We start from the raw sequence: 25,996 nt of genomic DNA, 5'->3' as shown, positions 1-25,996 counted from the left end.
CCATGTCGAAACTTATACTAATTCCAACTCCCATTGGGAATTTGGAGGATATCACCCTAAGAGCACTGCGTATTCTTAAAGAGGCAAGTCTCGTGCTGGCCGAGGATACGAGAACCTCCGGCCATTTGCTGAAGCATTTTGGCATTGAGGCCAAGATGCACTCGCACCACAAGTTTAACGAGCACAAAACTGCTGAGTATGTTGCCTCAAGAATAGCCGCGGGTGAAACCGTTGCCCTTATTTCCGATGCCGGAACACCAGGCATTTCAGATCCAGGCTTTTTGCTCGTTCGCACCTGTTTGGAGCAGGGAATAGAGGTTGAATGCCTTCCAGGTGCCACCGCCTTTGTCCCAGCACTTGTAAACTCCGGATTGCCATGTGATAGATTTACGTTCGAAGGCTTCCTTCCACAAAAAAAAGGGCGCAACAAGCGAATGGAGAGCCTTATTGACGAAGAGCGAACGATGGTCTTTTATGAATCGCCCTTTCGCTTGGTAAAAAGTCTCACCCAGCTAGCAGAGTTTTTTGGTAGTAATCGAAAAGCATCGGTTTCAAGGGAACTAACCAAGATTCATGAAGAAACTGTAAGAGGCACCCTTTCCGAACTTGCCGAGCACTTTCAAAAGAAAGCACCAAAGGGAGAAATTGTAATGGTGGTTGCTGGTAAGCCTAAACGTGAGGAGGCTGTAGATGATAGCGAGGGAGAGGAAGAAAGCGATTAATTCAAAATAGCCTTTGAGGTTCTCGCACTATTGAAAAATAAAAGCGGCAAAAAAGTAAAGATTTTGCCGCACAACAATGGATAAATAGTAGGTGTTACAAATCAGTTGGCAGCGGTATTTGGAAAATACTTTGCCCCAGAAATGATTCTATCTTTTTAAAGTTTCTCAGCTCCGCCTTTGTCACCAGCGTAATGGCAACACCATCAGCCTCGGCCCTGGCAGTTCTTCCAATACGGTGAACATAGTCCTCTGCATCGTGTGGAACATCATAGTTAACCACAAGGTCAATTTGATCAATATCGATGCCGCGAGAAATGATATCGGTAGCCACCATCAGCTGGAAATTACGGCTCCTAAACTGACGAAGCACTTCCTCCCTCTCATTTTGTTCCAAATCGGAGTGAATAGCCTTTGCGCTTAACCCAAGCGAGCGCAGCTCCCTGTCCAACAGCCGAACCTTGCTCTTGGTGGAGCAAAAGATAATCACACTTTTTATCTCCTTTTTATCGGCTAGCAGTCGCTTAACTAAGGCTGGTTTACGAGAATCCTCCACCATGTAGCATGCCTGAAGCACATTCTCAGAGGGCTTAGAAACCGAGATATTAATCTCTTCCGGTTTCTGGAGAATCTTCTTTGCCAGCTTACGAATTTTATCGGGCATGGTAGCAGAAAAAAGGAGTGTTTGCCTTTTCACTGGCAGCTGCTTCACCACGGCCATTATATCATCGTGAAAGCCCATGTCAAGCATTCTATCGGCCTCGTCCAAAATGAGATATTCCAAGTTAGAGAAGTCAACATACGAAAACGCCATATGGGCTAGGATACGCCCCGGAGTTGCCACAACAAGATCGGCACCACCGCTAAGGCCACTGCGCTGCTGCTCCCAAACAGAACCATCACCGCCGCCATAAACAGCTAGCGATGAAACTGGGCAGAAGTAGCTAAAGCCCTCCAGCTGCATGTCGATCTGAACAGCTAATTCCCTTGTTGGAACTAAAATAAGTGTATTAACGCCCTTGGAACCACCAGGTCTGCGCGATAGCTTGTCGAGTATGGGAAGAACAAAAGCTAAAGTTTTTCCGGTACCAGTTTGTGCACAGGCAATCAAATCATGACCTTGTTGAATCACAGGTATTGCCTGCTGCTGAATGGGTGTTGGCTGCTCAAATCCTATGGAGTCCAGCGCTACCTGAACTTCATTAATAAAGCCAAAATCGGAAAATTTTTCTGCCATACGCTTTACTTATTCTTAATTTTCTGTAACGTGCAAATTTAACCATTATCGATAAAAGAATTGGTAAAGTACTTACCTTTGCCAATTAAAATTGAAAATAGTGATCACAAAGTTCATAAACAGACTGAATATCAAGCATATATTTTTTGATCTTGATAGAACGCTTTGGGATTTTGAAACAAATTCGAACCAAACGTTGACAGAGGTATTCAACCTGCAAATTGCTTCTCAAACCGATGTTTCAGCTGAAGAGTTTACCCGAATTTACCACAAGCACAACAACCGGTTGTGGAGCGAATACCGGAAGGGCGCAATCAAAAAAGAGGTTCTACGCTGGAAACGCTTTCATCTTACTCTAAACGAGATAGGTATCAAAAATGAGACTCTGGCTCAACAGGTTGATGATGAATATATTTTCCAAAGTCCGTTAAAAACCAACCTTCTCCCTTTCACGTTAGATACCCTTCAATACCTCAAAAAACGATATTCTCTGCACATTATCACCAATGGCTTTTCGGAGGTTCAGTTTGTGAAGATAAACCGTTCCGGTCTAGAACCCTTCTTTTCGCATGTGGTCACATCCGAAGAAGCAGGCTTTCAAAAGCCAGCTCCACAGGTGTTCAACTATGCGTTAGCAAAAGCTGGGGCCACGGTAAAGCAGAGCATCATGGTAGGTGACGACCTCGAAACCGATATTCTCGGTGCTCGAAGCATTGGTATGAAGCAAGTCTTTTTCAACCCCACCAAACTTGAACACAACCAACCTACAACGTGGGAGATTGCTGAACTGCGCGAGCTTGTCAAGTTGTTTTAACCACAACCTCAACCATATCAAGGTTAAAAGGGTGTTTCATTATCGAACCCAGTGTTGGTGCCCAAGTTAAACTCACCTCCAAATGCAGAATGGTCGTCATTCATTTTTGACCCAAAGGTAAGTGCCTTGCCGGAATTTGCCGGTGCAGGAGTAACCGTTCCGGCATCAAGTGCAGCGGAGTACGGTGTCAGGTTAAAATTTTCAATATCCGTAAAACGGGCCTGCTCCTTGAGGAAGCGCAGCTGAACATCGCCCACAGCACCATTACGATGTTTAGCAACAATAATTTCGGCAAGTCCAATGAGTGAATTACCGTTTTCATCCTCGGTAAATCCGTAGTACTCTGGGCGGTGAATAAACAGCACCATGTCGGCATCCTGCTCAATGGCTCCCGATTCGCGGAGGTCGGACAGCTGAGGCCTTTTAGATCCTGTACGCGTTTCCACGGAACGGTTCAGCTGCGACAGGGCAATAATAGGAATGTTTAACTCCTTGGCAATAGCCTTAAGTGAGCGTGAGATAGTAGAAACTTCTTGCTCCCTGTTTCCCTTGGTCTCCGCAGGGCCGGTCATCAGCTGCAGGTAATCAATTATCACAATGCCAATATCGTGTTGTGCCTTGAGCCTTCTACATTTAGCCCGGAAATCGTAGATGGAGAGTGATGGAGTATCGTCGATGAAAATTGGAGCCTCCACTAAGTCTCGAATCTTGACCTCTAGCTGTGTCCATTCATGTGGATCTAACCTACCAGACCGGATTTTTTCAGAAGAGATGCCCGATTCGGCAACAATTAAACGGTTGACCAGCTGAACCGAAGCCATTTCGAGAGAGAAGAAAGCCACGCCTCGCTTATGATTAACCGCCATATTGCGAGTCATGCTGAGCACAAAGGCGGTTTTACCCATGGATGGACGAGCGGCAATAATTACCAAGTCTGAATTTTGCCATCCATTGGTCATTCGGTCAAGCTCGGAAAAGCCTGCCGGAACACCACTAAGTCCATCTTCCCGTTTGGAGGCCTCCTCAAGCTGACGAAGTGCTTCCTTTACCACAATATTTATCTGGGCTGCCTCACGTTTAATATTTCCCTCGGCGAGCCTAAAAAGCTCCATCTCGGCAAAATCGAGCAAATCACTTACGTCCGGTCCATCATCAAATGATCGCTTTTGAATCTCGGAGGAGATTCGTATTAACTCCCGCTGAATAAATTTCTGGGCAATAATTTTTGCATGAAAATCGATGTGGGCCGCAGAGCCAATCTTTGAGGTAAGTTGGGCTATATACACCGGACCACCAACCTCATCAAGGTCTCCTTTCTTACGAAGTTCCTCAGTTACTGTGTAAAGGTCAATGGGCTCAAGCCTTGTTGACAAGTCTGCCACCGCCTGAAAAATCTTTTGGTGAGCGTCTTTGTAAAAGCTTTCTGGCTTTAGAACATCCATTACGGTAATAACCGCATCGCGTTCGAGCATGATTGCTCCAAGCACCGCCTCCTCCAGATCAATCGCCTGAGGTGGAACTTTTCCCATTTCGAAGGCCATCATTTTAGCTTCACCTTCGCCGCTTAACCTTGGTTTTCTGTTGTTTCCTTTTACTGCCATCTCATTTTGCCTTACTTGCGAAGGTAAAAAGATTAATCCTTTTTTAAGAAGAAAAAAATGGCTGTTCGTAAAAACAGCCATAAATAATCAACAAAAAAGAACAAAGCAAAATGAATCAGTAACTTGATACTATTCCAACATTATTTTTCAACTCTGCAAGAGAGTACTCACGCGCTTTGTTGGGATTGGTGCGGCGATAAATGAGCAATCCGGCATTGGAAATGCTCTCCACCATCCGCCAAAGCGTTCTCATTAACTCTGAATTATCTCTTAGTGCACCTTCTTGCTGATGGGTGAACTTTACCTTTTCATTTAATAGGAAGGAGATATCAGCAAAGTTCGTGCTGATCTCGCTAGCATATTTTTTCATGCTAGGAGAAACAACCGGAAGCATATCGATACGGCGCAACATCCTACGGAGCATTGTTATGGTCACATCAACCTTGTTTTGGGCAATGCTTGAACTCAGCAAGCTAATGTCTAGGTAATTAACCATGTCCTTCTCCTTCTCTTCAAGATGTTGATGAAACTCATCAACCAGAGTTTGAAGTTTGTTCATCTGCAGGTGTGTTTCAGCCTGCAGCTGCCTTAAACGCTCTCTAAGGGGCTCAGTATCTTCCATTAGCTTTGCGGCCTCAATACTACCACTCAACTGGTGGAGGAAATCCTTATTAAAGCAATCAGAAAATCTGTAAAAGTCCTCTTTATCCCGCTCAAGACGTTTACTCAGCAGTGAAGACACCGCCAACACTTCTTCGGGTTGAAGTGAGAATGGTACATTTTTCATGGACTGTAAGGTTAATCGGTTATATTTCTTCTGATAATCGCAGTATTAATTTGGCCCCCTAAAGATACAAAAAACGAAGGCCGAAGTCAAGCCGCAAACGTTTTAAATATAGCACTACAAAAGTTGAACAAGATTGTAAAACAGGTTGCCATACCTAGCTGTCTCTACCTGAATTGCCGCAAGTTACAATCAAGAAGAGAGAATTATTTTTAAAAAAAGTTAACTAATATCACCGAAAGTTAATTCAGCAACTTTTAACCTTCAATTTTTTTTGCAAGATGCAACACGTTGAATATTTGGTCTCAAAGTGTTACTTTTGAACAAAAAGAAGATGCTCACCTTCCCCAACGCAAAGATCAACCTGGGACTCAGGGTAATTGAGAAGCGCTCAGACGGTTTTCACAATATCGAAACCATCTTTATACCAGTTCCAATGTGCGATATGCTGGAGATAATTCCAACAAGTTCCACATCTCGGTTTTCCGTTAGCGGACTTACCCTTGATGGTAATACAAAGGATAACCTATGCATGAAAGCCTTTGCTCTATTTCAGGATGAGGTTGGGTGCCCAAACGTTGCCATACACCTGCACAAGGTTATCCCCTCCGGAGCTGGCCTCGGAGGTGGGTCGAGCGATGCTGCCTTTACGCTGAAACTTCTTGCCTCCATGTTCAGCCCCACGCTATCGCACCGCAAGCTCGTCGATATGGCCGGCCGTATTGGTAGCGATTGTGCCTTCTTTATTGATAATACAACCAGCTTAGCCACCTCTAGAGGTGAAGTGTTGCAACCCATTAACCTAAACCTCGACAACCTGTTTTTGGTATTGATTAATCCTAGAATGCACGTAAATACTAGTCAAGCTTATGCTGGAATATCCCCCCAAAAAACCACTAATAACCTATCGAAGCTGGTTCTCGAACCTATTGAAACGTGGCAAAAAACAATCACCAATGATTTTGAGGAAACGGTATTTCAAATACATCCCGCCATTGGTAAAATAAAGGAAGAAATGCTCTCACACGGGGCAACTTACTCTGCAATGACAGGTAGCGGCTCAACCGTTTTTGGGCTATTCCGCCAAGAACCACCAAAACTCGAAAGTCATTTTCCGACTTACGATATCTATCGCTATATATTGTAAAAATACCCCTGAAAAGGAAAACCTAGTCAGGGGTAAAAAATTAGAACTTGTAATATTCTACTCGAACTCCACCAGCAAGGTGCCCTTCGGAAATCGATCATTAACCTTTACTAGAATAGATTTAATGGTTCCATCCATAGGTGCTTTCAGTTTATTATGCATTTTCATTGCATCGTAAACTAAAAGAGGTTCATCAACTTTTACCCTTTGGCCCACCTTTACAAAAATTTGTAATACAGTTCCAGGAATAAACGATTTTATCTCCTTGGGGTTTAACCTAACCCACTGCTTTCTATTCTCGTATTTCGGGATTAGAAATGTTTTATACTTGGTTCCCTGTACCACCAGTGTTTTGCACTTTGCAGCCGAGGCAGTTTCTTCTGGTCCGGCACACGGAACAGCGAATTTACTATTTTTCTTTTCCATTGGGCTACGATTAAAATGGAGGAATTCCGTGCTTCTTGTCTGGCCTATTCACAACCTTATTAACAGCAACTTCAATAGAGTGCAGCAAGAAGTGTCGTGTTTCCTCCGGTTCGATTACAGAATCGATGTATCCCCTTGCAGCAGCAACATAAGGGTTGGCAAATTTATCCTTGTATTCCTGTATCTTTTGCTTGCGCATCTTTTCAGGATCTTCAGCTTCCATTATTTCCTTACGGAAAATGATGTTTGCAGCGCCTTCTGGGCCCATAACAGCAATTTCGGCGCCCGGCCAAGCAAAAACAAAATCAGCACGCAAATGGCGAGAGTTCATGGCAATGTAACCACCACCATAGGCCTTCCGGAGAATAACTGTAATTTTTGGAACGGTAGCCTCGCTAAAGGCATAGAGCAGCTTTGCTCCATGGCGAATTACACCGGCATGCTCCTGATCAGCTCCTGGAAGGTATCCTGGAAGATCTTCAAGCGTAACAATGGGAATATTAAACGCATCGCAGAAGCGAATAAAACGAGCAGCCTTATCGGAGGAGTCACAATCGAGTACTCCGGCTAAGTAAAGCGGTTGATTTGCTACAAACCCAATGGTATCTCCGTTCAATCGGCCAAATCCAATAACGATATTAGGTGCAAAGAGCTCCATGACTTCAAAGAAATCAGAGTCATCCACCAGGGCGCGGATTACGTCACGAACGTCGTAGGGGGTTGATGGATTATCTGGAACTATCTCGCTGATGTTATATTCCTTTTTGGGTTCCTTCGGTTCAAAACGAAGTGCCTTTCTGCTATTATTCCATGGGATAAAAGTTACTAGGCGCTTAATCTGCTCGAAGCAATCCGCCTCGCTGGTAGCATAGAAGTGAGCATTTCCTGTTATCTCGCAATGTACGCGGGCACCACCGAGTTCCTCCATAGAAATTTCTTCACCCAAAACAGTTTTAATAACCTCTGGCCCAGTGATAAACATTTTGGAAATATTCTCCACCACAAAAACAAAATCGGTGAGAGCGGGTGAATAAACTGCCCCGCCGGCACAAGGCCCGAGTATAACAGAAATTTGAGGGATAACACCACTTGCAACGGTATTTCTAAAGAAAATATCGCCATAGCCAGCAAGGGAGTTTACACCCTCCTGAATACGGGCACCGCCGGAATCGTTAATTCCAATGAGCGGAATGCGCATGGTTAGCGCATAGTCCATAATCTTGGAGATTTTTCGAGCGTGCATTAAGCCCAATGAACCTCCTGCAACGGTAAAATCTTGTGCGAAAATAGCTACTGGTGCGCCGTAAATATTGCCGGTACCAATAATTACACCATCTCCAGCAAGCACCTTACCATCCATACCAAAATCGCGGGCCTCGTGCTCAACAAAGAGGTCATACTCATGAAAGGAATCCTCATCCAGCAGGGTTAGGACTCTCTCACGGGCGGTCATTTTCCCCATGGCAACTTGCTTAGCAATTGCCTTTTCACCACCGCCTTGAAGCATCTCCTCCTTCTTCTTCTTAAGCTCGAGAATTTTTTTATTAACTGGCATAAAAGAATGTATTGGTTAATACTTACTTGCCATTAAAGCCATTTTTATGACAAGTTAAATCTATTTGACAAGGTTACGAAATAGCACTCAAATTTAGAAAAAAAGGTGCTTAGAATACACAAAAAAAGTAATAACACATTGTATATCAACCACAATAAATCATTCTGGGATATACGGTAGGGTTTTAAGCCTACTTTGGAGCTAACCTATACAGCACCAGGCCTATAGCCAAGAAGAGTACATTAGGGATCCAAACGGCTAGCAATGGATTAAGCATGCCACCAATGGCAAACATCTGGGAAAAGCGCATGAATAAAATGTAGGAGAAGCTAATTCCCAAGCCAATCCCAATATGCAGGCCAATGCCACCTCTAACCTTACGCGATGACAGTGAAACACCAATGAGGGTAAGGATAAACGTTGAAAAAGGGTCGGCAAACCGTCGATACTTCTCCACATAAATCGCCTCCAGGTTATCGGCACCCTGCATCTTCTGTTTTTTAATGTAGTCGTTTAGTTGAAAGTAGTTCATGGCTTCAATCTCATCCGAACGCTGAGAAAAATCTTTCCCCGTAACGTTAAGTACAGTATCCTTTTCCCAACCTGAAGATATTACCTCCCCACTATCGGTAATATTGCGCTGATAGTAGTTGTACATGGCCCATTCATGTTTGATGGTATCCCACCTAGCGTAATCGCTAATGAGCTTCGACTTTAGTGCACCATCTTTAAAAGTCTCCAACGAAAACTTGTAAGCAATCTGGTTTTGGGTACTAAAGGATTGCATGTATAAGTAGGTACCCGGATGAATCTGCCTATGAATGTCCTGATTGACGTTTACATAAGTATTCTTAACGTACAAGTTTTCAAAATCAATCTTGACCTTGTTCGCGGGCGGAATTACGAACAGGTTAAGCACCAAGTTCATTACTGCAATAATGGTGGCCGACACAAAGTAAGGATACATTAGCCTCCGAAAGCTTACACCGCTGGAAAGGATGGCCACAATTTCCATATTGTAGGCCATACGTGAGGTAAAGAAGATTACGGCAATGAAGGTAAATAGCGCGCTAAATAGATTTACGAAGTAGGGAATAAAGTTAAGGTAGTAGTCGAAAATAATGGCCCTCAATGGAGCCTGCTTTTCCATAAAGTCGTCTATCTTTTCTGCCAAGTCAAAGATTACTGCTATGCAGATTATTAACAATATGGCATAGAAGAAAGTGCCAATAAACTTACGTATAATATACCTGTCGAGTATTTTCAAGCCAGGTGTTCTCATAGCCGAGTTGTTAGTTTTTTAACCATTGTGTTCTTCCATGGAAGAAAAGTGCCCTCTTCAATTTTTGTTCGGGCCTCATTGACCAGCCAAAGATAAAAAGAAAGATTGTGTATACTAGCAAGCTGCGCCCCTAACATTTCGTTCGCGATAAATAGATGCCGGAGGTATGCTTTTGAGAATGTGGTGTCAACATAGGTATCCATTGCCACATCAAGCGGGGAGAAATCGTCCTTCCATCGTAAATTTCTAATATTAATTATTCCCTCTCTAGTAAAGAGCATTCCATTTCTTCCGTTTCGGGTAGGCATCACGCAATCGAACATATCAACCCCCCGGGCAATAGCCTCCAGAATATTTGCAGGTGTTCCAACGCCCATAAGGTAGCGCGGTCTGTCGCTCGGAAGAATTGGCTCGACAACCTCAATCATTTCGTACATCACCTCCTCTGGCTCTCCAACAGAAAGTCCTCCAATTGCATATCCTTCGCGATAGAAGCTGGCTGCATATTCAGCGGCCTTTCGCCGGAGTTCCGGATAAACGCAACCCTGAACAATGGGAAAAAAAGTTTGTGAATAACCGTAATGAGGGTCAGTGGAATCAAACTGCTTTATTCCGCGCTCCAGCCATTGCTGGGTTATATCCAGCGACTTAGCCGCATAGGCGAAGTCAGCCGTTCCGGGAGGACACTCGTCAAAAGCCATCATAATATCCGCACCAATGGTTCGCTGAATATCCACCACACTCTCAGGGGTAAAGAGATGCTTAGAACCATCGATATGCGATCGAAATTCACAACCCTTAAAGTTCAACTTTCGGTTCTGGGCAAGAGAAAAAACCTGAAAGCCACCGCTATCGGTTAGGATTGGTCTATCCCAAGAAATGAACTTGTGCAGCCCACCTGCACGCTGCAGAATATCCAAGCCGGGCCTCAAATAGAGATGGTAGGTGTTCCCAAGAATAATTTCGGCCTTTACCTCCTCCTTTAAATCGCGGGGAAGCACGCCTTTTACGCTACCAGCAGTACCCACTGGCATAAAGATAGGGGTTTCAATAATACCATGGTCTGTTTCAATACGGCCCCGGCGAGCCTTGCTTTCCGCGTCTGTTTTGAGAAGGGTGAATTTCATTCAAAAAAAATTTTAAAGGCGCAAAGATACTTATTTTACGATGAACCTAAGATAGTATGCTATATCACCAAACTATCCTTGGTAATGCCGAAAAACTTTAATAAAATTGCTGTAACCTTTAAAGTTTCACAAGTGAAAGATTTTTTTTTGCAACTACCTATATACCAGCTGGTTATTCTTAGCGCTTTACTTCTGTCCCTCTTACTCCAACTCTTCTTCTACCTTTTCTTCTACGTTAGGGTAGCAAAGAAACGGCATCCAAAACACTCCCTACCTGACCAGAATCCAGTAAGCATAATCATTTGCGCTCGAAACGAAGAACAAAACCTAAAGGCAAACCTGCCCGGAATTCTGGAACAAAGTTATCCCGATTTTGAAGTTGTTGTTGTGGACGATTGTTCGGAGGATGGAACAGCCGATATTCTCAAGGTATTTGCACAGCAGTATAAAAATCTTAAAATTACTACCATAAAACCCGACGACAAGTTCAGCCACGGAAAAAAATTGGCCTTAACCATTGGGATTAAAGCCGCCAAACACGAACTTGTGCTACTAACGGATGCCGACTGTTCTACCACCAGCAAGTACTGGTTAAGTCACATGCAGGAGAATTTCATACTTTCCTGCGATGTTGTTTTAGGATATGGTGGATACAAGCCACAAGGAGGATATCTAGATAAAATTATCCGGTGTGACACCTTTTTTATTGGACTTAACTACCTCAGCTTTGCGCTTGCAGGAATGCCCTACATGGGCGTTGGGCGAAATTTAGCCTACCGAAAGGCTACCTTTTTCAACAATAAAGGCTTTGCTTCCCACTATAAACTAATTTCTGGCGATGACGACCTCTTTGTTCATGAGGTTGCAACCAAGAAGAATACACTGGTTGAATACAGGCCAGGCACCGTGATGCAAAGTGAGCAGGTACGTTCGTTCGGAGCTTGGGTTTGGCAAAAGCTACGCCATTCTACCACAGCACAGCACTACAGAAAGGGAACAAGGTTTTTGCTATGGGCCGAACCTATTTCCCGTGTTGCCTTCTATACCCTCTTCGTTTTGTTACTTACCTTGCCGTTTCCGCTATACTGGATTGGGCTTGGAGCATTTCTTCTACGCACTATTATTCAGGCTACAATAATTAAAATGGCGCAAAATCGATTGATGGAAAAAAATTTATTCTTATATTCGCTCATATATGATGTAATTTCGCCATTTCTTTATGCGTTTCTTGGTATTAAGAAAACCCTTAGCCCAAAATGGAATTAACGTCGAATCTTTCAGAAAAAGCAAGGTACGACTATGAACTTGTAAGGCAAGCAATAGACGGCAACCAGCGCGCCTATGCTGATCTTATGGACCGGTATAAGGATGCCATTTACTTCCTGTTGCTAAAAATGGTAAACAACAAAAGTGACGCTGAGGATCTTACCATAGAAGCCTTTGGAAAGGCGTTTAAGAATCTCCACCAGTACACCCCAAGCTACGCATTCAGCACGTGGCTTTTTAAGATTGCCACCAACAATTGTATCGACTTTATTCGGAAAAAAAAGGCTAACCTCATCAGCATCGACCACCCACAAGACGCCGACAATCCGATACAAATGCCCACCACCATTCAGAGCAACACCCTTGATCCCGAAGAAACTCTAATTAAGGAACAAAATGTTATTCTGGTGCAAGGGTTAGTGGCAAAGCTTAAGCCCCGATACCGAACTCTTATCGAGCTTCGTTACTTTAAGGAATATTCCTATGAAGAGATAGCCGACGAACTTGATCTTCCACTTGGTACCGTTAAGGCACAACTTTTTAGGGCTCGTGAGCTCCTATACAATATCTTAAAAAACAGCCAGCACAAACGTTAAAATGGAAGAAATACTTCGCTATTTTCCCGATCTTACCCCATGGCAACAAGATCGACTTCGGCAGCTTTGGCCCCTTTACCTCGATTGGAACTCAAAGATTAATCTCATATCCAGAAAAGATTTTGAATTTTTGTATATACGGCATGTCCTTCATTCACTTGCCATTGCCAAGGTTGTAACCTTTTCGGCTGGCACCAAAATTTTAGATGTTGGAACAGGAGGAGGATTTCCAGGTATTCCCCTGGCCATAATGTTTCCCGATAGCCACTTCACCCTTATCGATTCTATTGCAAAGAAGATTACTGTTGTTGATGATGTAATTCAGCAATTGGGGCTTACAAACGCAGTAGCTATACGAGGACGAGCCGAGGAACTAAAAGAAAAGGTTGACTTTGTGGTTAGCCGGGCAGTTGCTCCTATGGCGGAATTTAAAAGTTGGGTTTGGAAACTCATCATGCCAGGAGGTAAATGCGCTCTTCCAAACGGTATTCTCTACTTAAAAGGAGGTGATTTACGTGCCGAACTCAAGGAAATAAAGACCTCCCATGAAATAATTGATATTTACCAAATCTTTGATGATCCCTTCTTTGAAACGAAGAAGGTGGTTTACATTCAACGATAGCCATTTGCATTCATTAACTTTGTACATTAATCACAAAAAGTTTTTTGCAAAAAAGAAAAAAAGTTTACCTTTGCGAACCCGAAATAGGAAAAAACAGAGTTAAACGATAGAAAAACATTACCCCCAATGAAAAGGACTTATCAACCATCGAATAGGAAAAGAAGGAACAAGCACGGTTTTAGAGAGCGGATGGCTACCCATAATGGTAGAAGAGTGCTTGCCGCAAGAAGAGCAAAAGGAAGAAAAAAACTTTCTGTTTCTGACGAGACAAAGCATAAGGCTTAATAAAACTCTACAATACTGTGAAAGTAAAGGAAGCTCCTTTACTTTTTTTTTGTCCTCTCAAGGCCCAGCAATATCGGCCATCCTTCGGGTTAAAATTGTATCTTTAGCCTGCAATTCTTCTAAACTTGAATTGGCAGCCATGAATCTCAACCTATTCGACTTCTACAAAAACGATCAGCTTATCCCCCCTGCATTGAGGCTGATATCGTCTAAGGTTTTGTTGGGTAAGCGAATTACACCGGAGGATGGACTTGCACTTTACCAAAGTGCGCCACTTGGCCTACTCGCCTACCTTGCCGATTCTATTAATCAGCAGAAAAATGGAGGCAAAGTTTTTTATAACACCAGTCTACACGTTGAACTAACCAATATTTGCTATTACAGCTGCCCTTTTTGCTCTGTATACAAAAAGGACAAAGACGAGGAATCGTGGAATCTCACTTTGAAGGAATTGGCCGAGATTCTCCACCGCAATGGAGATAAAGGAATTACCGAGGTGGTGATTTCTGGAGCATGCCACCCCGACCATAACCTCGATCACTACGTAGCAGTGGTAGAAATGATCCGACGGATTTTTCCCAAAATACACATCAAGGCCTTTTCGGCTACCGACCTCCACTTTGTTGCTAAAAAAGGAAGGATGAACATGCAGCAAGTATTTAAGAAGCTTCATTCGGTTGGAATAAACTCACTTACTGGGGGTGGTGCCGAAATATTTCATCCGGAGGTGAGAGAAAAATTGGGTCCAGAGAAACTTACTGGAGATGAATGGCTAAATATTCATGAGATGGCTCATTCTCTTGGCATTAAAACCAATGCATCCATGCTTTACGGCCATATAGAAAGCTACAAACACCGGATTGAACATCTTAACGAACTCCGGTTGCTTCAGGATAGAACAACTGGATTTCTGAGTTTTATCCCATTAAAGTACAAAAAAGAGAACAGCAATCTCGCTTCACTTGGCGAAGTGCCTCTGGTAGAGGACTTACGCAATTTTGCCGTAGCACGTATCTTTCTCGACAACATCGATCATCTGGTAGTTTACTGGCCAATGATTGGTAAAGAAGCGACCCAACTATCGTTTAACTTTGGTATTAGCGACCTGAGTGGAATTGCAGAAAACCCAGCCAGAATTTACAGCACTTCAAAAGATGGCAAAGTGTTTACACCATTTACAGTGTCGGAAACAAGAACATTTATTGAACAAGCTGGAAAAATTCCGGTTGAACGAAATAGCTATTACAAGTCCATTTAAAATTTTTTCACCAAATTGTCGTTTTCAAACAAAAAATCATCATGCAAATAAAGGAGTTCCTCGTTAGATCTGGGAAAGCTGCACTAGATAACTTCTATGTTAGGAATGTTCTCTATGCCTTCGCTGGCTTTCTGCTGCTGCTGCTGCTCACCATGCTTGCCCTCAATATCTTCACCCGCCATGGCGTTACTTACACCGTACCCAATTTCGCGGGACTAACTATAAATGAAGCGTTAAAAACTCCCAATAGAGGTGATCTCCGACTCGACGTTTCAGATTCTGTCTATATCGATTCACGAAGTAGGGGTGTCATTGTAGACCAAATTCCAAAACCTAACACAGATGTAAAATCCGGTCGAAGAATATTTCTTACCATTAATGCCGTAATTCCAATTATGGTGCCAATGCCTAACCTTATAGACCTCTCGAACAGGCAAGCCAAGGCGATGCTCGATCAACAGGGTCTTAAAATTGCTAAGCTTTCATATGCACCCGATATTGCTGCAAATAACGTTCTTGCTCAAAAGATTAAAGGTGTTTCTGTTGCTCCAGGGACTAGGGTTCCTCGAGGATCAAAAGTTGAACTTGTACTTGGGTTGGGAATCAGCAATCCACAAACTGGTATACCAATCTTAGCAGGACTTTCTGCCGATGAGGCACAGAGCAGAATATTTGAATCATCACTCAACGTGGGCGAGATTAGATATGATGAAACGGTAAAAACCTATGCAGACTCCATCAATGCCAAGGTTTACAACCAGTATCCAGCACCAACGTCTAATCCCGGCTACAGGTTTGGCTCAAGGGTAAACATTTGGCTTACAATCAACACATCCAGAATCCCTGTACCCTCTACGATCACCAAGCCAGTTGAACATGATTCAACTGAAGTTGACGAAGAGTAACCCCTTGCCCACCTTTTAACAAAATGAAGGTTCTTCTTTTACATTTAAATACGAACTGTGAAAAAAGCGTTTTTTGCCATAATAATCCTCACCATTAGCCTGAGTTGCTTGGGGCAGGAAGTGTTGATTGGGCTTAGCGAACGTCCTTCGTTGAGACATTCTGGAAAGCCAATGACCAAGCTCGTAACACGAGGAGCCTCTACGCTGAGCCTTCCTTTTTTTGATGACTTTGCCGAGCAGGGTAGCATTCCAGACACCACGCTATGGCATACTGGTCCAGTTGACATGAACCAAACTTACGGCATGAATCCGCCAAGCATTGGTGTGGCAACCTTTGACCTGCTCGACGGACAAGGATACCTTCATACCAATGCATCTGTTGATCCATTTATGGCAGACTCGCTAACCTCCCTGCCTATCAACCTTAACTATCCAGGGAGCAACAATATCTTCTTCAGCTTTTACTACCAACCTGGAGGCTATGGCGATGTGCCAGATTTAGCAGATTCCTTGGTGTTGAAATTTTACTCAAATACGCTAAAGAGTTGGATAAAGGTTTGGTCGGCAAACGTTGCTAGTGGAACAATTCTTGAAAACAACTACCTCACCGGAGTACAGAAGGTGGTGACTCAGTCTGTAACTGATTCATTTCACCATGTGATGATTCAGGTTAACCAAAGCTACTTTTTAACCGACAGTTTCAGCATTAAGTATTACAATATTGGTTCATTTGTAGACAACTCTTTTTTAAAAGGGTTTCAAGGGAATGCCGACCAGTGGAATATTGACATGGTTTATCTTAACAGCGGTAGAACAGTCAACGATACGCTTCTCAACGACGTTGCATTCTCGCAACCACTTGGCTCGCTTCTTCAGAACTACGAGTCAATACCCTGGCCTCATTTTACGCAAGGAGACAATTCAGTTGTCTACCCTCAGCCCGATACGCTTACAACTATTTACCAAAATTTGGGAAACACCGTTTGGAACGTTACTCGGCTATTTGAAATTACGAACGAACTTAGCCAATCTACCTACTCCTTTTCTGGAGGTGCCGAGAATATTTACCCCTTGCAATCGACCATCTTTCAGCGATTATTCAATTATTCCCTAACCTCTCCAGATGCCGATTCAGCAGAATTCAAAGTCAAGGCATACCTGCTGACCGATATTGCAGCCGACCGAAAGATCTTTAGGTGGAACGACACCATTACTCGCCAGCAGGTGTTCAAAAACTACTATGCCTACGATGACGGTAGCGCCGAAAATGGCTATGGAGTTTATGGCGAGGGAGCCGAAAATGCCATGGTTGCCCTCAAGTTTACTCCACTAAAAGCAGACACCCTTCGCGGAATATACATCTACTTTAATCGAACTCTTAAGGATCCTACCGCCGCACCTCTTCAATTTTACCTTAAGGTTTGGTCCGACAATAACGGAATACCAGGAAATGAAATATACAGCCAACAAGGTGAAACACCAATTTACACAGACTCGCTTAACAAGTTTGCCTACATCAAGTTAGGCAATGCACAGTTCATTGATGGTACCTTCTACGTTGGATGGAAACAGGTTACAGCCGACATGCTGAACGTTGGCTTCGACAGAAATATCAACAGCCAGAGTAAACTATTTTATAACCTTACTGGAAATTGGATCAATTCAAGCCTAGATGGAACGCTAATGCTAAGACCTGTTTTTGGTGTAGACATTGGTCCAACAACGGATGTTGTACCTATTCAATCTACTGAAAGTATGGCGATTTTTCCAAACCCAGCCACCGATGCCGTAATGGTAAAAGTTGGACAGGACGAGGCACCAATCCCAGTTATGGTTTTCGACATGGCTGGAAAACTCGTCAAGCAGCTTACTGCCAATCAGCAATCAAGCATTGTAGAATTGCCTAACGGCCTATACTTGGTTCGAGTTCGAACTAAAAATGGAGTTACAACCAAAAAACTCATTATTTCACGATAGAAACCTATGGCAGACATGGAGGAGAACGAAGAGTTCTTGGAGGGGGGGAACGAAGAGCAGCAGGAACTCTACGAACACTTCAGGTTCGTTGTGGACAAAGGACAATCACTTTTGAGGGTAGATAAGTTCCTATCCCAGAAAATTGAAAACGTCTCACGAAATAGAGTTCAAAATGCCGCTGACGCGGGAAACATTCTGGTCAACGGCAAGGCGGTTAAATCAAACTATAAGGTAAAACCACTCGACCTTATTTCTATCGTAATGCCCTACCCGCCTAGGGATACCGAATTAATTCCAGAGAATATTCCTCTTAACATCACCTATGAAGACAGCGACTTGTTGGTGGTAAACAAACCCGCCGGAATGGTTGTGCATCCCGGTCATGGCAACTGGACGGGAACGTTGGTAAACGCGCTTGTCTACCACTTTAAAGACCTACCGACCTACCAAAACGGCGAGGTTAGACCAGGGCTGGTCCACCGTATCGACAAAAATACATCTGGACTACTGGTGGTTGCCAAGAATGAACTTGCCCACAATATGCTGGCCAAACAATTTTTTAACCACACCTCTAAACGAACCTATATTGCTCTGGTTTGGGGTGACTTGGCTCAAGACTCCGGAACCATTGTTGGCAATATAGGCAGAAGTCTTTACGATAGACAGAAAATGGCCGTTTTCACCGACGAAAGCCATGGCAAGGAGGCCATAACCCACTATACAGTTTTGGAACGTTTAGGCTATGTTAATCTGGTAGAATGCAGGTTAGAAACGGGAAGAACTCATCAGATTAGAGCGCATTTCCAACACATTGGGCATCCTCTTTTTAATGATGAAAAGTATGGTGGCAACGAAATTCTGAAAGGAACAACCTTTACCAAATACAAGCAGTTTATAAATAATTGCTTTAAGTTGCTTCCACGTCACGCACTTCATGCTCAAACTTTAGGCTTTGTGCATCCCACCACAAAAGAGGCGATGCTATTCACCTCCGAAATACCTGCCGATATGCAGGAAGTTATTGAAAAGTGGAGGACCTACGTTTCCTCAAGAGACCTTTCTAACGAAGATATGTAAAGGGTAACCCAAACAAAGCTAGGTGGTTGGGCAAAACATTGCAAATGGAGCGGTATTTCGTTTAGAAGGTGCGCAATCGCACCTTTTTTTTAATAACTTTCCTACCTAAAATTTCATGACGGATGAAAAGAAACATTGCCATAATGGCTGGTGGAGACTCCTCAGAATGGGTAATTTCTGTACAAAGTGCGGCTCAAATTAGCGAGGTTCTTACTCCTGAAAAGTATATCCCCTACACTATAACGGTTAAGGGCCATAAGTGGTATATGACCGATTCTCACGGCAATGAGCATCACATCGATAAAAATGACTTTAGCCTAAAGCTCGATGGCCATAAGATACTGTTTGACTGTGCGCTTATAGCCATTCATGGAACCCCAGGTGAAAATGGAATTCTACAGTCCTACTTTGAACTAGCAGGTATTCCATATACCACCTGTGGAGTTGGAACCTCAGCCATCACCTTTAATAAGTATGCCACCAAAACCTATGCGCGTGAGACTGGAATAAACCTTGCTCGCCATATACTTGTAAAACGAGAAGAACCAGTGGCTATTGACAAAATAATAGAGGCAGTTGGCTTACCCTGCTTTGTAAAGCCCAATCAAAGTGGCAGCAGCTTTGGGGTTACTAAGGTCAAATCGGAAGATATGCTACCCAGCGCTTTACAAGAAGCATTTGCCGAGGACGAAGAGGTTTTGGTTGAAGAGTTTCTTGCAGGCATTGAGCTTACCTGCGGCATTTACAAGTCAGAGAATCATGAGCTCATTATGCCCGTTACCGAAATTGCTAGCAAGAAAGAGTTTTTCGACTACGAGGCAAAATACACTCCGGGTATGTGCGATGAAATCACCCCCGCTAGAATCTCCAAGGAAGTTACCGAACTCGTTCAGCAGACGGCCTATAAACTTTACCGCTGGTTTGGTTGCAGAGGAATTGTTCGGGTCGACTTTATTTACAGCCACGAAAAGCTCTACCTGCTGGAGATGAACACTACCCCTGGAATGAGTAAAAACAGTATTATACCCCAACAGGTAAGGGAAATGGGGCTAACGATGACAACTGTTTGGGAGTGGGTAATTGAAGATAGTATTGCTGCCTTTAAGCAAGCAAAACAATAAATTAGTCAGTGTCGAACTCCCGGAAATCGGGAGTTTACTTTTTCTAACCCCGGGTAACCTTTTTGTGGGTTCCGTCGCAAAAGGGAAGGTTTTCCGAACGGCCACAACCGCAAAACTCAACGGAGTCTCCATCAAACTCTAGCTTCTTTCCCTCCTTGAATATCTCAAAGTTGCCATACACCTTAATTGGGCCATGGCCTGGAACTTTAATTTCGGCAGAAATACCCTTCTCTTTATCTTTACTTTCTTCCATAGTGCTACACTATTAACCGTTAAAACCTACCTTAAAATGGGTCCCGTCGCAAAAGGGAGGATTATGGGTATGACCACATCTGCAAATTGAAATCATCTGCATGCTTTTCAACTCAATGCCTTTCTGACCGTAAAGTTTAAACCTGCCAGATATTACGAGAGGGCCGTTGGTCATAACCTGTATCCTTATAGGTTCATTAATCTTAAATTCAGGAATAGACCTTTCCTCATCTTCTCCCACCAACTTTTCCGAACTTTCTTGCTCATTCTTCTCTGGATCATTCCACTTAAAAGTCAAAGCCCGGGTTGGGCATTCTTTTACAATGTTTATGATGCGATCTGTAGATGCCCCCTCCATGTTTATCCATGGACGGTTTCGCGGGTTAAATACCGAAATAAGTTGCGAATAACAGGTAGAGGCATGAATGCACTCAGATGGATGCCAATAAACGGTAATTTCCTTATTGCTATATTTTCTATTGTTTTTGTCCATAGGATGGATTTTTGCAAAGATAAAAAGAAAGCAGAGTGCTCGTAATGGAAACCACAACCATTTTTCCAACCAATGGTTCACTATTAGTGCTAAATTTGTATGGATTGTAGCAAAACATTTGCCCTACATATCTCGTTTACAAATTACCTATAATTGTTTGGCTAAGATGCTGCTAAAGTTAATTAAGATGGTGAGCCTAACCGCAATTTGCTCACTTTTCTTTCAGGGAGCCAGTGGTCAAGCGAAAAACGATTCGCTTGTAGGGTACCTTGTTCTTAAAATGGTGGTCGATAGGGATACATTACCTTATATTCCCCTAAAACCCATATATATTTTCCCACCCTACAAATTCAAGAACCAAGCCGACTTCAGACGATATCAAAAGTTAATTTATAACATTAAGAAGGTTTACCCATACTCCTTGTTGGCAAAGCAAAAGCTCTATGAGATGAATACAAATTTTTTGAAGCTAAAAACTGAGCGAGAGAAAAAGGTATACGTAAACCAGGTGGAAGATGAGATGAAAAAGGAGTTTGAGGCTCCGCTTCGCCACTTAACTATTTCACAAGGCAAGCTGCTGGTTAAGCTAATCGACCGGGAAACGGGACAGACCACCTACGAACTCGTTCGGCAAATTAAAGGTCCATTTAATGCATTCTTCTGGCAAGCCATGGCAAGAATGGTTGGCTCTAACCTGAAAACCAAGTTCGATAAGGATGGTGACGACAAGATGGTAGATCGTTTAATTCTACTCATGGAAAGCGGTCAACTATAGCAGAAAATCGTGTCTCTATTTCATGTGTTTAAGCATCTCCAAAACAATTGCATTGGCTCCTTCGGCAATATCTACGATGGTTGCGTCTAGCATGTAACATGGAGTAGTAAAAACAAGATTATTTTTATCTACCACAACCTCCCCATGGTTTGCAATGGTATGGTTAGCCCCCATTTTCTCTAGCGCAAACACCGTATCCTTATCGTTTCCAATGGTTAGTTGAACATTGTCGAGAACCTGCGCAACCACTACAGGAGCGATACATAAGGCACCTATTGGTTTCTTTGCACCGTGAGTCAACTTAATAGCTCTCTCAACCTGTGGATTCACCTTGCAGTTGCTCCCCTCAAAGGCAAATGTTGATAGATTTTTCGCAGCCCCAAAGCCTCCCGGGAAAATTATGCAATCAACGGTTGCAGGATCAAAAGTGCTGAGTGGAGCAATATCGCCCCTTGCAATACGGGCCGATTCAACTAGCACATTACGATGCTCAGCCATCTCCTCTCCAGTAATGTGGTTAACAACATGATGCTGGGCTATATCAGGAGCAAATATTTTGTACTTAGCTCCATGCTTTCTTATGGCATATAAAGTCATAACGGCTTCATGAATTTCTGAACCATCATAAACTCCGCATCCAGCCAAAACTACGGCAAATGTTTTCTCGCTTCCCATTCTTTTCTACTTTTGGTTTTGGAGAAATATATGAAAAATGGAGATTCATCGCAATACCACCGAAACATTAAGGACATTTATTGGTGTAAAGATTGAAGAAAATCAACAGCTTACTGATCTGGTATCAGGGTTGAAGGCAAGGCTTAGTGGTAAGCCAATAAAATGGGTTTCACCTCACAACTACCATATCACTCTCCGCTTTCTTGGTAGCACAACTCCAGAACAGGTTAGCAAAATTTACAATGCTATAAATGCTATTGTGAGTAGTCACAAAGCGTTTATGCTTACTCTTTCAGGAATTGGCAACTTTGGCCGGCCCGATGCACCAGCTGTATTGTGGGCAGGGGTTGAAAAAAATGATAATTTAGAAGTACTGGCAGCAGTCATTGAAACGCTGGTTAGAGAGGTAGGATTTCCAGAAGAGTTAAAGCCATTTGCACCACACCTAACCCTTGCACGACCAAAAGGGAATGGTTACGCTGATATAGTTAAAGAGCTAGAAAATGAATTTAGCAAAATCTCGTTGGGAAAATTTACGATATCCAGCATCTTTCTCTACAAAAGCGTACATGGTCAAGGCGGTCCAATATACCTGCCAATTTTCGAGATACCTTTATTATAGTGCTATATACCCCTTCCCCTGAAAACTGTAATAAGGGTATATATAATGATTTTGAAGTCGACCAAAAGGGTCATATTCTCCAGATAGAGAATATCGTACTTCAGTCGCTCTATCATTTGGTCCACATTTTCGGCATAGCCATACTTAACCTGCCCCCAAGAGGTGATACCCGGCTTTACCTTTTGTAGGTGAAGATAATAAGGTGCCTTCCTCACAATCTGGTCGATGTAGAATTGCCGCTCTGGTCGTGGTCCAACAAGTGACATATCCCCCTTCAGCACATTAATAAAATTGGGCAACTCATCCAGACGAGTTTTGCGCATAAACCGTCCAAATGGCGTGACCCGGTTATCGGATTTGCTGCTAAGGGCAGGACCATTTTCCTCCGAATTAGAAAACATGCTTCGAAACTTAACCAGAATAAACGGCCTTCCGTACCGCCCAATGCGCTCCTGCTTAAAAAAGATGGGACCTCGGGAGGTGCTTTTTATGATTAAGGCAACCACGAACCCCGGTGGTAAGAGCAAAATAACTGCAACAAAGGCAACCACAAAGTCGAGAAACAACTTAACTACCTCCTGCCAGGCGGGCATGAGTCGATGGTTAACAAGGATAAGCGGAGTCCCCAGAATGGAGCTCATCCGCACCTTGCCGGTAAGAAAATCATAAAGGCTGGGGATAACTTTTACCTGCACATTTTTTCCGTATAGGTCGTTTATAGCATGCTGTATTTTCAGCGACTCTCTGGGAGAAAGGGCAATAATAACCTCTTCTACTGCATGTTGATCAATTACCTCACTCAAATTATTGAAGTTTCCAACACACGGAAGCATTGACGAAATGGGGCTTTCCTTACCAGAAGTGGATACATAACCCACAAACAGCTGTCCCTGTGGTGCTTTTAGGCTCTCAATTTCATTGTATAGTTCAATTGCTTCCGCACCATCACCAACCAGTAAGGTGTTGAAACCAAGCCTCCGCTTCCGAATTTGAGCGGTAATAAGGGAGGTGATTACCAACCGCGGCATATAGGTAAACGAAAAGTGCAAAAGTACAAGCAGTCCAAAAGCTTCATAGTAGTTGCGAGCACTTCCGGCAAAATCGCCTAGAATTAACAGGAAGAATATGAGCAAGCCTCCCATTAGTGACTGGCCTGCAGTCTGAAAAAAATCACTCAGCCGCGATCGACGAAAAACATCGTTGTAAAACCCGGTCAGCGAATAAAGCACCAGCCAAAATATGGGAATAAATATGAGTGTATAAAAGAAGTTGGGGGTAACCAAATCAAAAATTGACTCGATTGAATGCTCAAGCCTTTCCTGCTGTAGGTAGGAAAAAATAGTCCAAGCCGAAGCCGCTGACAAAAAGTCGTAAATGAGATATTTAGCAAGAATAAACTTTCGTTTCAAACCACGAGTATTTACACAAAAGTAGCAATTCTGCTTTATGCGTGAACGAAACGAGCCTTTAAATCGTGGTAGATATGAAGAATTTGTTGCGATTGTTGAACCTCTTGGGCCAATAGCGCAGCATCACCTCGTCCAATCGCTTCCAAAAACTGCGCCAGTTGGGCCTGTGCCAAAAGAGGATATAGCCCGCCACTACCACTGGTTTCTCTTGAATACTGGCATACCCCACCATGTCCTACAACCCTTATATGCTCTTGGTCTTCGCCATTTATTGAAACGCTCACCGATGCCAGAGACGAATTTTCAAACTCCAGCTGACACCCAAAGAAGTGGCTGTGGTGCCCGATACCATCGCCATTTACAAACCTAGTCCGTTTTACGGCAAAAGGGACTAAGCTAACAGCCATTGCAATCGCGTTTATGCAGTGATTTAACCAGCTAACTGAACTATTGGATTCTGCAATTCCAACTTCAATGGTGGCCACTAAAGGCATTGTCCTCTCTTCCGATGACACCCACATTCGGTGGGGCAATCGAGGGAAAATAAATACTCCGGCCTCATCTGCTAGCCTGAAGAGTTTTCCCAACTCCTCCTCTGTTAAAGAAAGAATATCATAGATAAACAGGGAATGCCCCTGCCTAATAAGATTGGCCAAATCGGCATACTGAAGTCCAACGCTTGGGCCAACAATTACCACACTTCCTAAGCAATGCTCCGATGCCGGAATGGCATGCAGCATAGCTGGCTCATAAAGTTCAATGCTTTCTCGCAGAGGACTCTCGTTGAGCCATACAAATTCGGCCCGATGACCAAGGGCGCTTATTTTGACCATTGTTGCCTCCATACCTCACAAACTTAACCATTCATTGCCTTTTTATGCATATACTGAACCATTACTTATCAACCTTCCTTTGTTAATAACATTTTCTTATCGGCGAAGTCAGAGGTTAAAATATGAAGAATGGATGCTATCTTTGCTAATAGAAAATGAAAAATGGTATCTCAAAAACTAGTTGACACATACAGACATAAGGGTTTGCGGCTCAAATTAACGGAGGAGCTAAGACGCAAAGGAATTTATGACGAAGCTGTGCTGGCTGCAATAAATGCAGTACCTCGCCACTACTATATGGAGAGCAGCTTTCTCGATTTCGCCTACCGCGACAATGCTTTTCCTATTGGTGCAGGACAAACCATTTCGCAGCCTTACACCGTAGCCTTTCAAACTGAACTACTCAAGATTGGCAAGCACGACAAAGTGCTGGAGGTTGGCACTGGCTCCGGCTATCAAACGGCCATCCTTTGTGAACTTGGAGCCAAAGTATTTACCATTGAACGGCAACGGGAACTTTTCACCAAGTCACAGGTGCTCCTGGGCCAAATGGGATACAAGCCTCACTTCTTCTTTGGCGATGGGTATAAAGGAAAACCTGCTTATGGACCATTCCACCGCATCTTGGTTACCGCGGGAGCACCCGAAATACCAAAGGAACTGGTGGAGCAGCTGGCAGAGGATGGCAGAATGGTTATTCCCGTTGGCGACTCCAAAAGCCAAACAATGATACTTGTAGAAAAAATCGCGGGAGAGGTCAAGATATCTGAACACGGAACATTCATCTTTGTTCCTTTGCTTAAAGGAACTGATGGCTAAATATCCAATCCTATGATAACTATTAAACGATTTATTTTCAACCCCTTTCAGCAAAATACCTACGTGCTTTACGATGAAACCAAGGAGTGCGCCATTATCGACCCTGGCTGCTACTCAGCAGAAGAAAAGCATGAGTTGGAATCGTTTATTGCAGACAATAACCTTAAGCCAATCTTGCTGCTAAATACTCACTGCCACGTGGACCACATTCTGGGAAACGCCTTTGTTTACAACACCTACGGACTAAAACCCAAGGCTCATCGGGCAGAGAAAGAGATGCTGGCCATGGCCGAAGAACAAGGTCGAATGTTTGGATTTA

The 25,996-nt window shown here is 43.4% G+C and carries 28 protein-coding genes; 16 read left to right on the top strand and 12 right to left on the bottom strand.

The window, feature by feature from the left end:
* The first annotated feature begins 2 nt into the window (after window positions 1–2).
* Window positions 3–722 (top strand): 16S rRNA (cytidine(1402)-2'-O)-methyltransferase, encoded by a 720-nt coding sequence (rsmI, locus tag VMW01_15400; GenBank protein HUW07633.1) that lies wholly within the window; start codon window positions 3–5, stop codon window positions 720–722.
* 94 nt (window positions 723–816) lie between these two features.
* Here rsmI and VMW01_15395 read toward each other — a convergent pair whose 3' ends face one another.
* Complete coding sequence (locus VMW01_15395) at window positions 817–1,956, bottom strand: DEAD/DEAH box helicase (protein ID HUW07632.1); 1,140 nt, start codon at window positions 1,954–1,956, stop codon at window positions 817–819.
* Window positions 1,957–2,056: 100 nt separating this feature from the next.
* Here VMW01_15395 and VMW01_15390 point away from each other — a divergent pair, with 100 nt between their 5' ends.
* Window positions 2,057–2,770 carry a YjjG family noncanonical pyrimidine nucleotidase gene (locus VMW01_15390; GenBank protein ID HUW07631.1) on the top strand — a complete coding sequence of 238 codons (714 nt, stop codon included), beginning with the start codon at window positions 2,057–2,059 and terminating at the stop codon, window positions 2,768–2,770.
* Between the two features lie 23 nt (window positions 2,771–2,793).
* On the opposite strand, the gene dnaB is transcribed toward VMW01_15390, so the two are convergent.
* Together dnaB and VMW01_15380 are read right to left on the bottom strand one after the other, a co-directional pair.
* Window positions 2,794–4,371, bottom strand: coding sequence for a replicative DNA helicase (dnaB, locus tag VMW01_15385; protein HUW07630.1), 1,578 nt, complete (start codon window positions 4,369–4,371; stop codon window positions 2,794–2,796).
* Window positions 4,372–4,486: 115 nt separating this feature from the next.
* A complete protein-coding gene (locus tag VMW01_15380; GenBank protein ID HUW07629.1) occupies window positions 4,487–5,158 on the bottom strand; it encodes a hypothetical protein in 672 nt (223 codons plus the stop codon).
* A gap of 316 nt (window positions 5,159–5,474) precedes the next feature.
* Between VMW01_15380 and ispE the strand changes: the two genes are divergently transcribed.
* The gene (gene ispE, locus VMW01_15375; GenBank protein HUW07628.1) at window positions 5,475–6,302 is read left to right on the top strand and encodes a 4-(cytidine 5'-diphospho)-2-C-methyl-D-erythritol kinase; all 828 of its coding nucleotides are present in this window, start codon (window positions 5,475–5,477) and stop codon (window positions 6,300–6,302) included.
* A 57-nt stretch (window positions 6,303–6,359) separates the two neighbouring features.
* Here the strand turns inward: ispE and VMW01_15370 are convergent, their stop codons facing one another.
* From VMW01_15370 to tgt, 4 genes are all read right to left on the bottom strand, one after another.
* Window positions 6,360–6,728 carry an acetyl-CoA carboxylase biotin carboxyl carrier protein subunit gene (locus VMW01_15370; protein ID HUW07627.1) on the bottom strand — a complete coding sequence of 123 codons (369 nt, stop codon included), beginning with the start codon at window positions 6,726–6,728 and terminating at the stop codon, window positions 6,360–6,362.
* Between the two features lie 10 nt (window positions 6,729–6,738).
* Entirely contained in the window at window positions 6,739–8,283 is a 1,545-nt protein-coding gene (locus VMW01_15365; protein HUW07626.1) for an acyl-CoA carboxylase subunit beta, read from the bottom strand.
* A gap of 190 nt (window positions 8,284–8,473) precedes the next feature.
* Window positions 8,474–9,565 carry an LptF/LptG family permease gene (locus VMW01_15360; GenBank protein HUW07625.1) on the bottom strand — a complete coding sequence of 364 codons (1,092 nt, stop codon included), beginning with the start codon at window positions 9,563–9,565 and terminating at the stop codon, window positions 8,474–8,476.
* Window positions 9,562–10,692, bottom strand: a complete 1,131-nt coding sequence (gene tgt, locus VMW01_15355) for a tRNA guanosine(34) transglycosylase Tgt (protein HUW07624.1) — start codon at window positions 10,690–10,692, stop codon at window positions 9,562–9,564. The genes VMW01_15360 and tgt overlap by 4 nt, the downstream gene beginning before the upstream one ends.
* A gap of 84 nt (window positions 10,693–10,776) precedes the next feature.
* Here tgt and VMW01_15350 point away from each other — a divergent pair, with 84 nt between their 5' ends.
* The 9 genes from VMW01_15350 to VMW01_15310 all read left to right on the top strand — a co-directional run bounded on the left by VMW01_15350 (window position 10,777) and on the right by VMW01_15310 (window position 19,799).
* Window positions 10,777–11,958: a glycosyltransferase gene (locus VMW01_15350; protein HUW07623.1), complete on the top strand. Its 1,182-nt coding sequence runs from the start codon at window positions 10,777–10,779 to the stop codon at window positions 11,956–11,958.
* A complete protein-coding gene (locus VMW01_15345; protein ID HUW07622.1) occupies window positions 11,949–12,554 on the top strand; it encodes a sigma-70 family RNA polymerase sigma factor in 606 nt (201 codons plus the stop codon). The genes VMW01_15350 and VMW01_15345 overlap by 10 nt, the downstream gene beginning before the upstream one ends.
* Window position 12,555: 1 nt before the next feature.
* Window positions 12,556–13,176, top strand: coding sequence for a 16S rRNA (guanine(527)-N(7))-methyltransferase RsmG (gene rsmG, locus VMW01_15340; GenBank protein ID HUW07621.1), 621 nt, complete (start codon window positions 12,556–12,558; stop codon window positions 13,174–13,176).
* 126 nt (window positions 13,177–13,302) lie between these two features.
* On the top strand, window positions 13,303–13,461 hold the full coding sequence (gene rpmH, locus VMW01_15335; GenBank protein HUW07620.1) for a 50S ribosomal protein L34: 159 nt from the start codon (window positions 13,303–13,305) through the stop codon (window positions 13,459–13,461).
* A gap of 139 nt (window positions 13,462–13,600) precedes the next feature.
* Complete coding sequence (locus VMW01_15330) at window positions 13,601–14,719, top strand: CofH family radical SAM protein (GenBank protein ID HUW07619.1); 1,119 nt, start codon at window positions 13,601–13,603, stop codon at window positions 14,717–14,719.
* Window positions 14,720–14,760: 41 nt separating this feature from the next.
* Window positions 14,761–15,624: a PASTA domain-containing protein gene (locus tag VMW01_15325; GenBank protein HUW07618.1), complete on the top strand. Its 864-nt coding sequence runs from the start codon at window positions 14,761–14,763 to the stop codon at window positions 15,622–15,624.
* Window positions 15,625–15,681: 57 nt separating this feature from the next.
* On the top strand, window positions 15,682–17,601 hold the full coding sequence (locus tag VMW01_15320; GenBank protein HUW07617.1) for a T9SS type A sorting domain-containing protein: 1,920 nt from the start codon (window positions 15,682–15,684) through the stop codon (window positions 17,599–17,601).
* A gap of 15 nt (window positions 17,602–17,616) precedes the next feature.
* Entirely contained in the window at window positions 17,617–18,678 is a 1,062-nt protein-coding gene (locus tag VMW01_15315) for an RluA family pseudouridine synthase (GenBank protein HUW07616.1), read from the top strand.
* A 122-nt stretch (window positions 18,679–18,800) separates the two neighbouring features.
* The gene (locus tag VMW01_15310) at window positions 18,801–19,799 is read left to right on the top strand and encodes a D-alanine--D-alanine ligase (GenBank protein HUW07615.1); all 999 of its coding nucleotides are present in this window, start codon (window positions 18,801–18,803) and stop codon (window positions 19,797–19,799) included.
* 43 nt (window positions 19,800–19,842) lie between these two features.
* On the opposite strand, the gene VMW01_15305 is transcribed toward VMW01_15310, so the two are convergent.
* Window positions 19,843–20,052 (bottom strand): CDGSH iron-sulfur domain-containing protein, encoded by a 210-nt coding sequence (locus VMW01_15305; GenBank protein ID HUW07614.1) that lies wholly within the window; start codon window positions 20,050–20,052, stop codon window positions 19,843–19,845.
* Window positions 20,053–20,064: 12 nt separating this feature from the next.
* Window positions 20,065–20,544, bottom strand: coding sequence for a (4Fe-4S)-binding protein (locus tag VMW01_15300; GenBank protein HUW07613.1), 480 nt, complete (start codon window positions 20,542–20,544; stop codon window positions 20,065–20,067).
* 166 nt (window positions 20,545–20,710) lie between these two features.
* On the opposite strand from VMW01_15300, the gene VMW01_15295 reads away from it, so the two are divergent.
* Window positions 20,711–21,319 carry a DUF4294 domain-containing protein gene (locus VMW01_15295; GenBank protein ID HUW07612.1) on the top strand — a complete coding sequence of 203 codons (609 nt, stop codon included), beginning with the start codon at window positions 20,711–20,713 and terminating at the stop codon, window positions 21,317–21,319.
* Between the two features lie 15 nt (window positions 21,320–21,334).
* On the opposite strand, the gene elbB is transcribed toward VMW01_15295, so the two are convergent.
* Window positions 21,335–21,994: an isoprenoid biosynthesis glyoxalase ElbB gene (gene elbB / locus VMW01_15290; protein HUW07611.1), complete on the bottom strand. Its 660-nt coding sequence runs from the start codon at window positions 21,992–21,994 to the stop codon at window positions 21,335–21,337.
* 37 nt (window positions 21,995–22,031) lie between these two features.
* Here elbB and thpR point away from each other — a divergent pair, with 37 nt between their 5' ends.
* Window positions 22,032–22,616, top strand: coding sequence for an RNA 2',3'-cyclic phosphodiesterase (thpR, locus tag VMW01_15285; protein ID HUW07610.1), 585 nt, complete (start codon window positions 22,032–22,034; stop codon window positions 22,614–22,616).
* 2 nt (window positions 22,617–22,618) lie between these two features.
* On the opposite strand, the gene VMW01_15280 is transcribed toward thpR, so the two are convergent.
* Window positions 22,619–24,025: a sugar transferase gene (locus VMW01_15280; GenBank protein ID HUW07609.1), complete on the bottom strand. Its 1,407-nt coding sequence runs from the start codon at window positions 24,023–24,025 to the stop codon at window positions 22,619–22,621.
* A gap of 35 nt (window positions 24,026–24,060) precedes the next feature.
* Window positions 24,061–24,870, bottom strand: a complete 810-nt coding sequence (locus VMW01_15275; protein ID HUW07608.1) for a hypothetical protein — start codon at window positions 24,868–24,870, stop codon at window positions 24,061–24,063.
* Window positions 24,871–25,020: 150 nt separating this feature from the next.
* Here VMW01_15275 and VMW01_15270 point away from each other — a divergent pair, with 150 nt between their 5' ends.
* Window positions 25,021–25,677, top strand: a complete 657-nt coding sequence (locus VMW01_15270; protein HUW07607.1) for a protein-L-isoaspartate(D-aspartate) O-methyltransferase — start codon at window positions 25,021–25,023, stop codon at window positions 25,675–25,677.
* Between the two features lie 12 nt (window positions 25,678–25,689).
* A partial coding sequence (locus VMW01_15265; protein HUW07606.1) for an MBL fold metallo-hydrolase occupies window positions 25,690–25,996 on the top strand: 307 nt, incomplete at its 3' end.

Origin of the sequence: Williamwhitmania sp., assembly GCA_035529935.1 — a bacterium.
In the GTDB taxonomy this organism is placed as follows: Bacteria; Bacteroidota; Bacteroidia; order Bacteroidales; family Williamwhitmaniaceae; genus Williamwhitmania.
The sequence above is the reverse complement of the archived record's forward strand: the minus strand, read 5'-3'. Positions and strand labels throughout refer to the sequence as shown.

What these genes read in the sequence shown, in the direction of transcription:
- rsmI (HUW07633.1), top strand. Translation starts at nt 3, where the DNA reads ATGTCGAAACTTATACTAATTCCAACTCCCATTGGGAATTTGGAGGAT.
- VMW01_15395 (HUW07632.1), bottom strand. Translation starts at nt 1,956, where the DNA reads ATGGCAGAAAAATTTTCCGATTTTGGCTTTATTAATGAAGTTCAGGTA.
- dnaB (HUW07630.1), bottom strand. Translation starts at nt 4,371, where the DNA reads ATGGCAGTAAAAGGAAACAACAGAAAACCAAGGTTAAGCGGCGAAGGT.
- VMW01_15380 (HUW07629.1), bottom strand. Translation starts at nt 5,158, where the DNA reads ATGAAAAATGTACCATTCTCACTTCAACCCGAAGAAGTGTTGGCGGTG.
- VMW01_15370 (HUW07627.1), bottom strand. Translation starts at nt 6,728, where the DNA reads ATGGAAAAGAAAAATAGTAAATTCGCTGTTCCGTGTGCCGGACCAGAA.
- VMW01_15365 (HUW07626.1), bottom strand. Translation starts at nt 8,283, where the DNA reads ATGCCAGTTAATAAAAAAATTCTCGAGCTTAAGAAGAAGAAGGAGGAG.
- VMW01_15360 (HUW07625.1), bottom strand. Translation starts at nt 9,565, where the DNA reads ATGAGAACACCTGGCTTGAAAATACTCGACAGGTATATTATACGTAAG.
- tgt (HUW07624.1), bottom strand. Translation starts at nt 10,692, where the DNA reads ATGAAATTCACCCTTCTCAAAACAGACGCGGAAAGCAAGGCTCGCCGG.
- VMW01_15350 (HUW07623.1), top strand. Translation starts at nt 10,777, where the DNA reads ATGCCGAAAAACTTTAATAAAATTGCTGTAACCTTTAAAGTTTCACAA.
- VMW01_15345 (HUW07622.1), top strand. Translation starts at nt 11,949, where the DNA reads ATGGAATTAACGTCGAATCTTTCAGAAAAAGCAAGGTACGACTATGAA.
- rsmG (HUW07621.1), top strand. Translation starts at nt 12,556, where the DNA reads ATGGAAGAAATACTTCGCTATTTTCCCGATCTTACCCCATGGCAACAA.
- rpmH (HUW07620.1), top strand. Translation starts at nt 13,303, where the DNA reads ATGAAAAGGACTTATCAACCATCGAATAGGAAAAGAAGGAACAAGCAC.
- VMW01_15330 (HUW07619.1), top strand. Translation starts at nt 13,601, where the DNA reads ATGAATCTCAACCTATTCGACTTCTACAAAAACGATCAGCTTATCCCC.
- VMW01_15325 (HUW07618.1), top strand. Translation starts at nt 14,761, where the DNA reads ATGCAAATAAAGGAGTTCCTCGTTAGATCTGGGAAAGCTGCACTAGAT.
- VMW01_15315 (HUW07616.1), top strand. Translation starts at nt 17,617, where the DNA reads ATGGAGGAGAACGAAGAGTTCTTGGAGGGGGGGAACGAAGAGCAGCAG.
- VMW01_15310 (HUW07615.1), top strand. Translation starts at nt 18,801, where the DNA reads ATGAAAAGAAACATTGCCATAATGGCTGGTGGAGACTCCTCAGAATGG.
- VMW01_15305 (HUW07614.1), bottom strand. Translation starts at nt 20,052, where the DNA reads ATGGAAGAAAGTAAAGATAAAGAGAAGGGTATTTCTGCCGAAATTAAA.
- VMW01_15300 (HUW07613.1), bottom strand. Translation starts at nt 20,544, where the DNA reads ATGGACAAAAACAATAGAAAATATAGCAATAAGGAAATTACCGTTTAT.
- VMW01_15295 (HUW07612.1), top strand. Translation starts at nt 20,711, where the DNA reads ATGCTGCTAAAGTTAATTAAGATGGTGAGCCTAACCGCAATTTGCTCA.
- elbB (HUW07611.1), bottom strand. Translation starts at nt 21,994, where the DNA reads ATGGGAAGCGAGAAAACATTTGCCGTAGTTTTGGCTGGATGCGGAGTT.
- thpR (HUW07610.1), top strand. Translation starts at nt 22,032, where the DNA reads ATGGAGATTCATCGCAATACCACCGAAACATTAAGGACATTTATTGGT.
- VMW01_15275 (HUW07608.1), bottom strand. Translation starts at nt 24,870, where the DNA reads ATGGAGGCAACAATGGTCAAAATAAGCGCCCTTGGTCATCGGGCCGAA.
- VMW01_15270 (HUW07607.1), top strand. Translation starts at nt 25,021, where the DNA reads ATGGTATCTCAAAAACTAGTTGACACATACAGACATAAGGGTTTGCGG.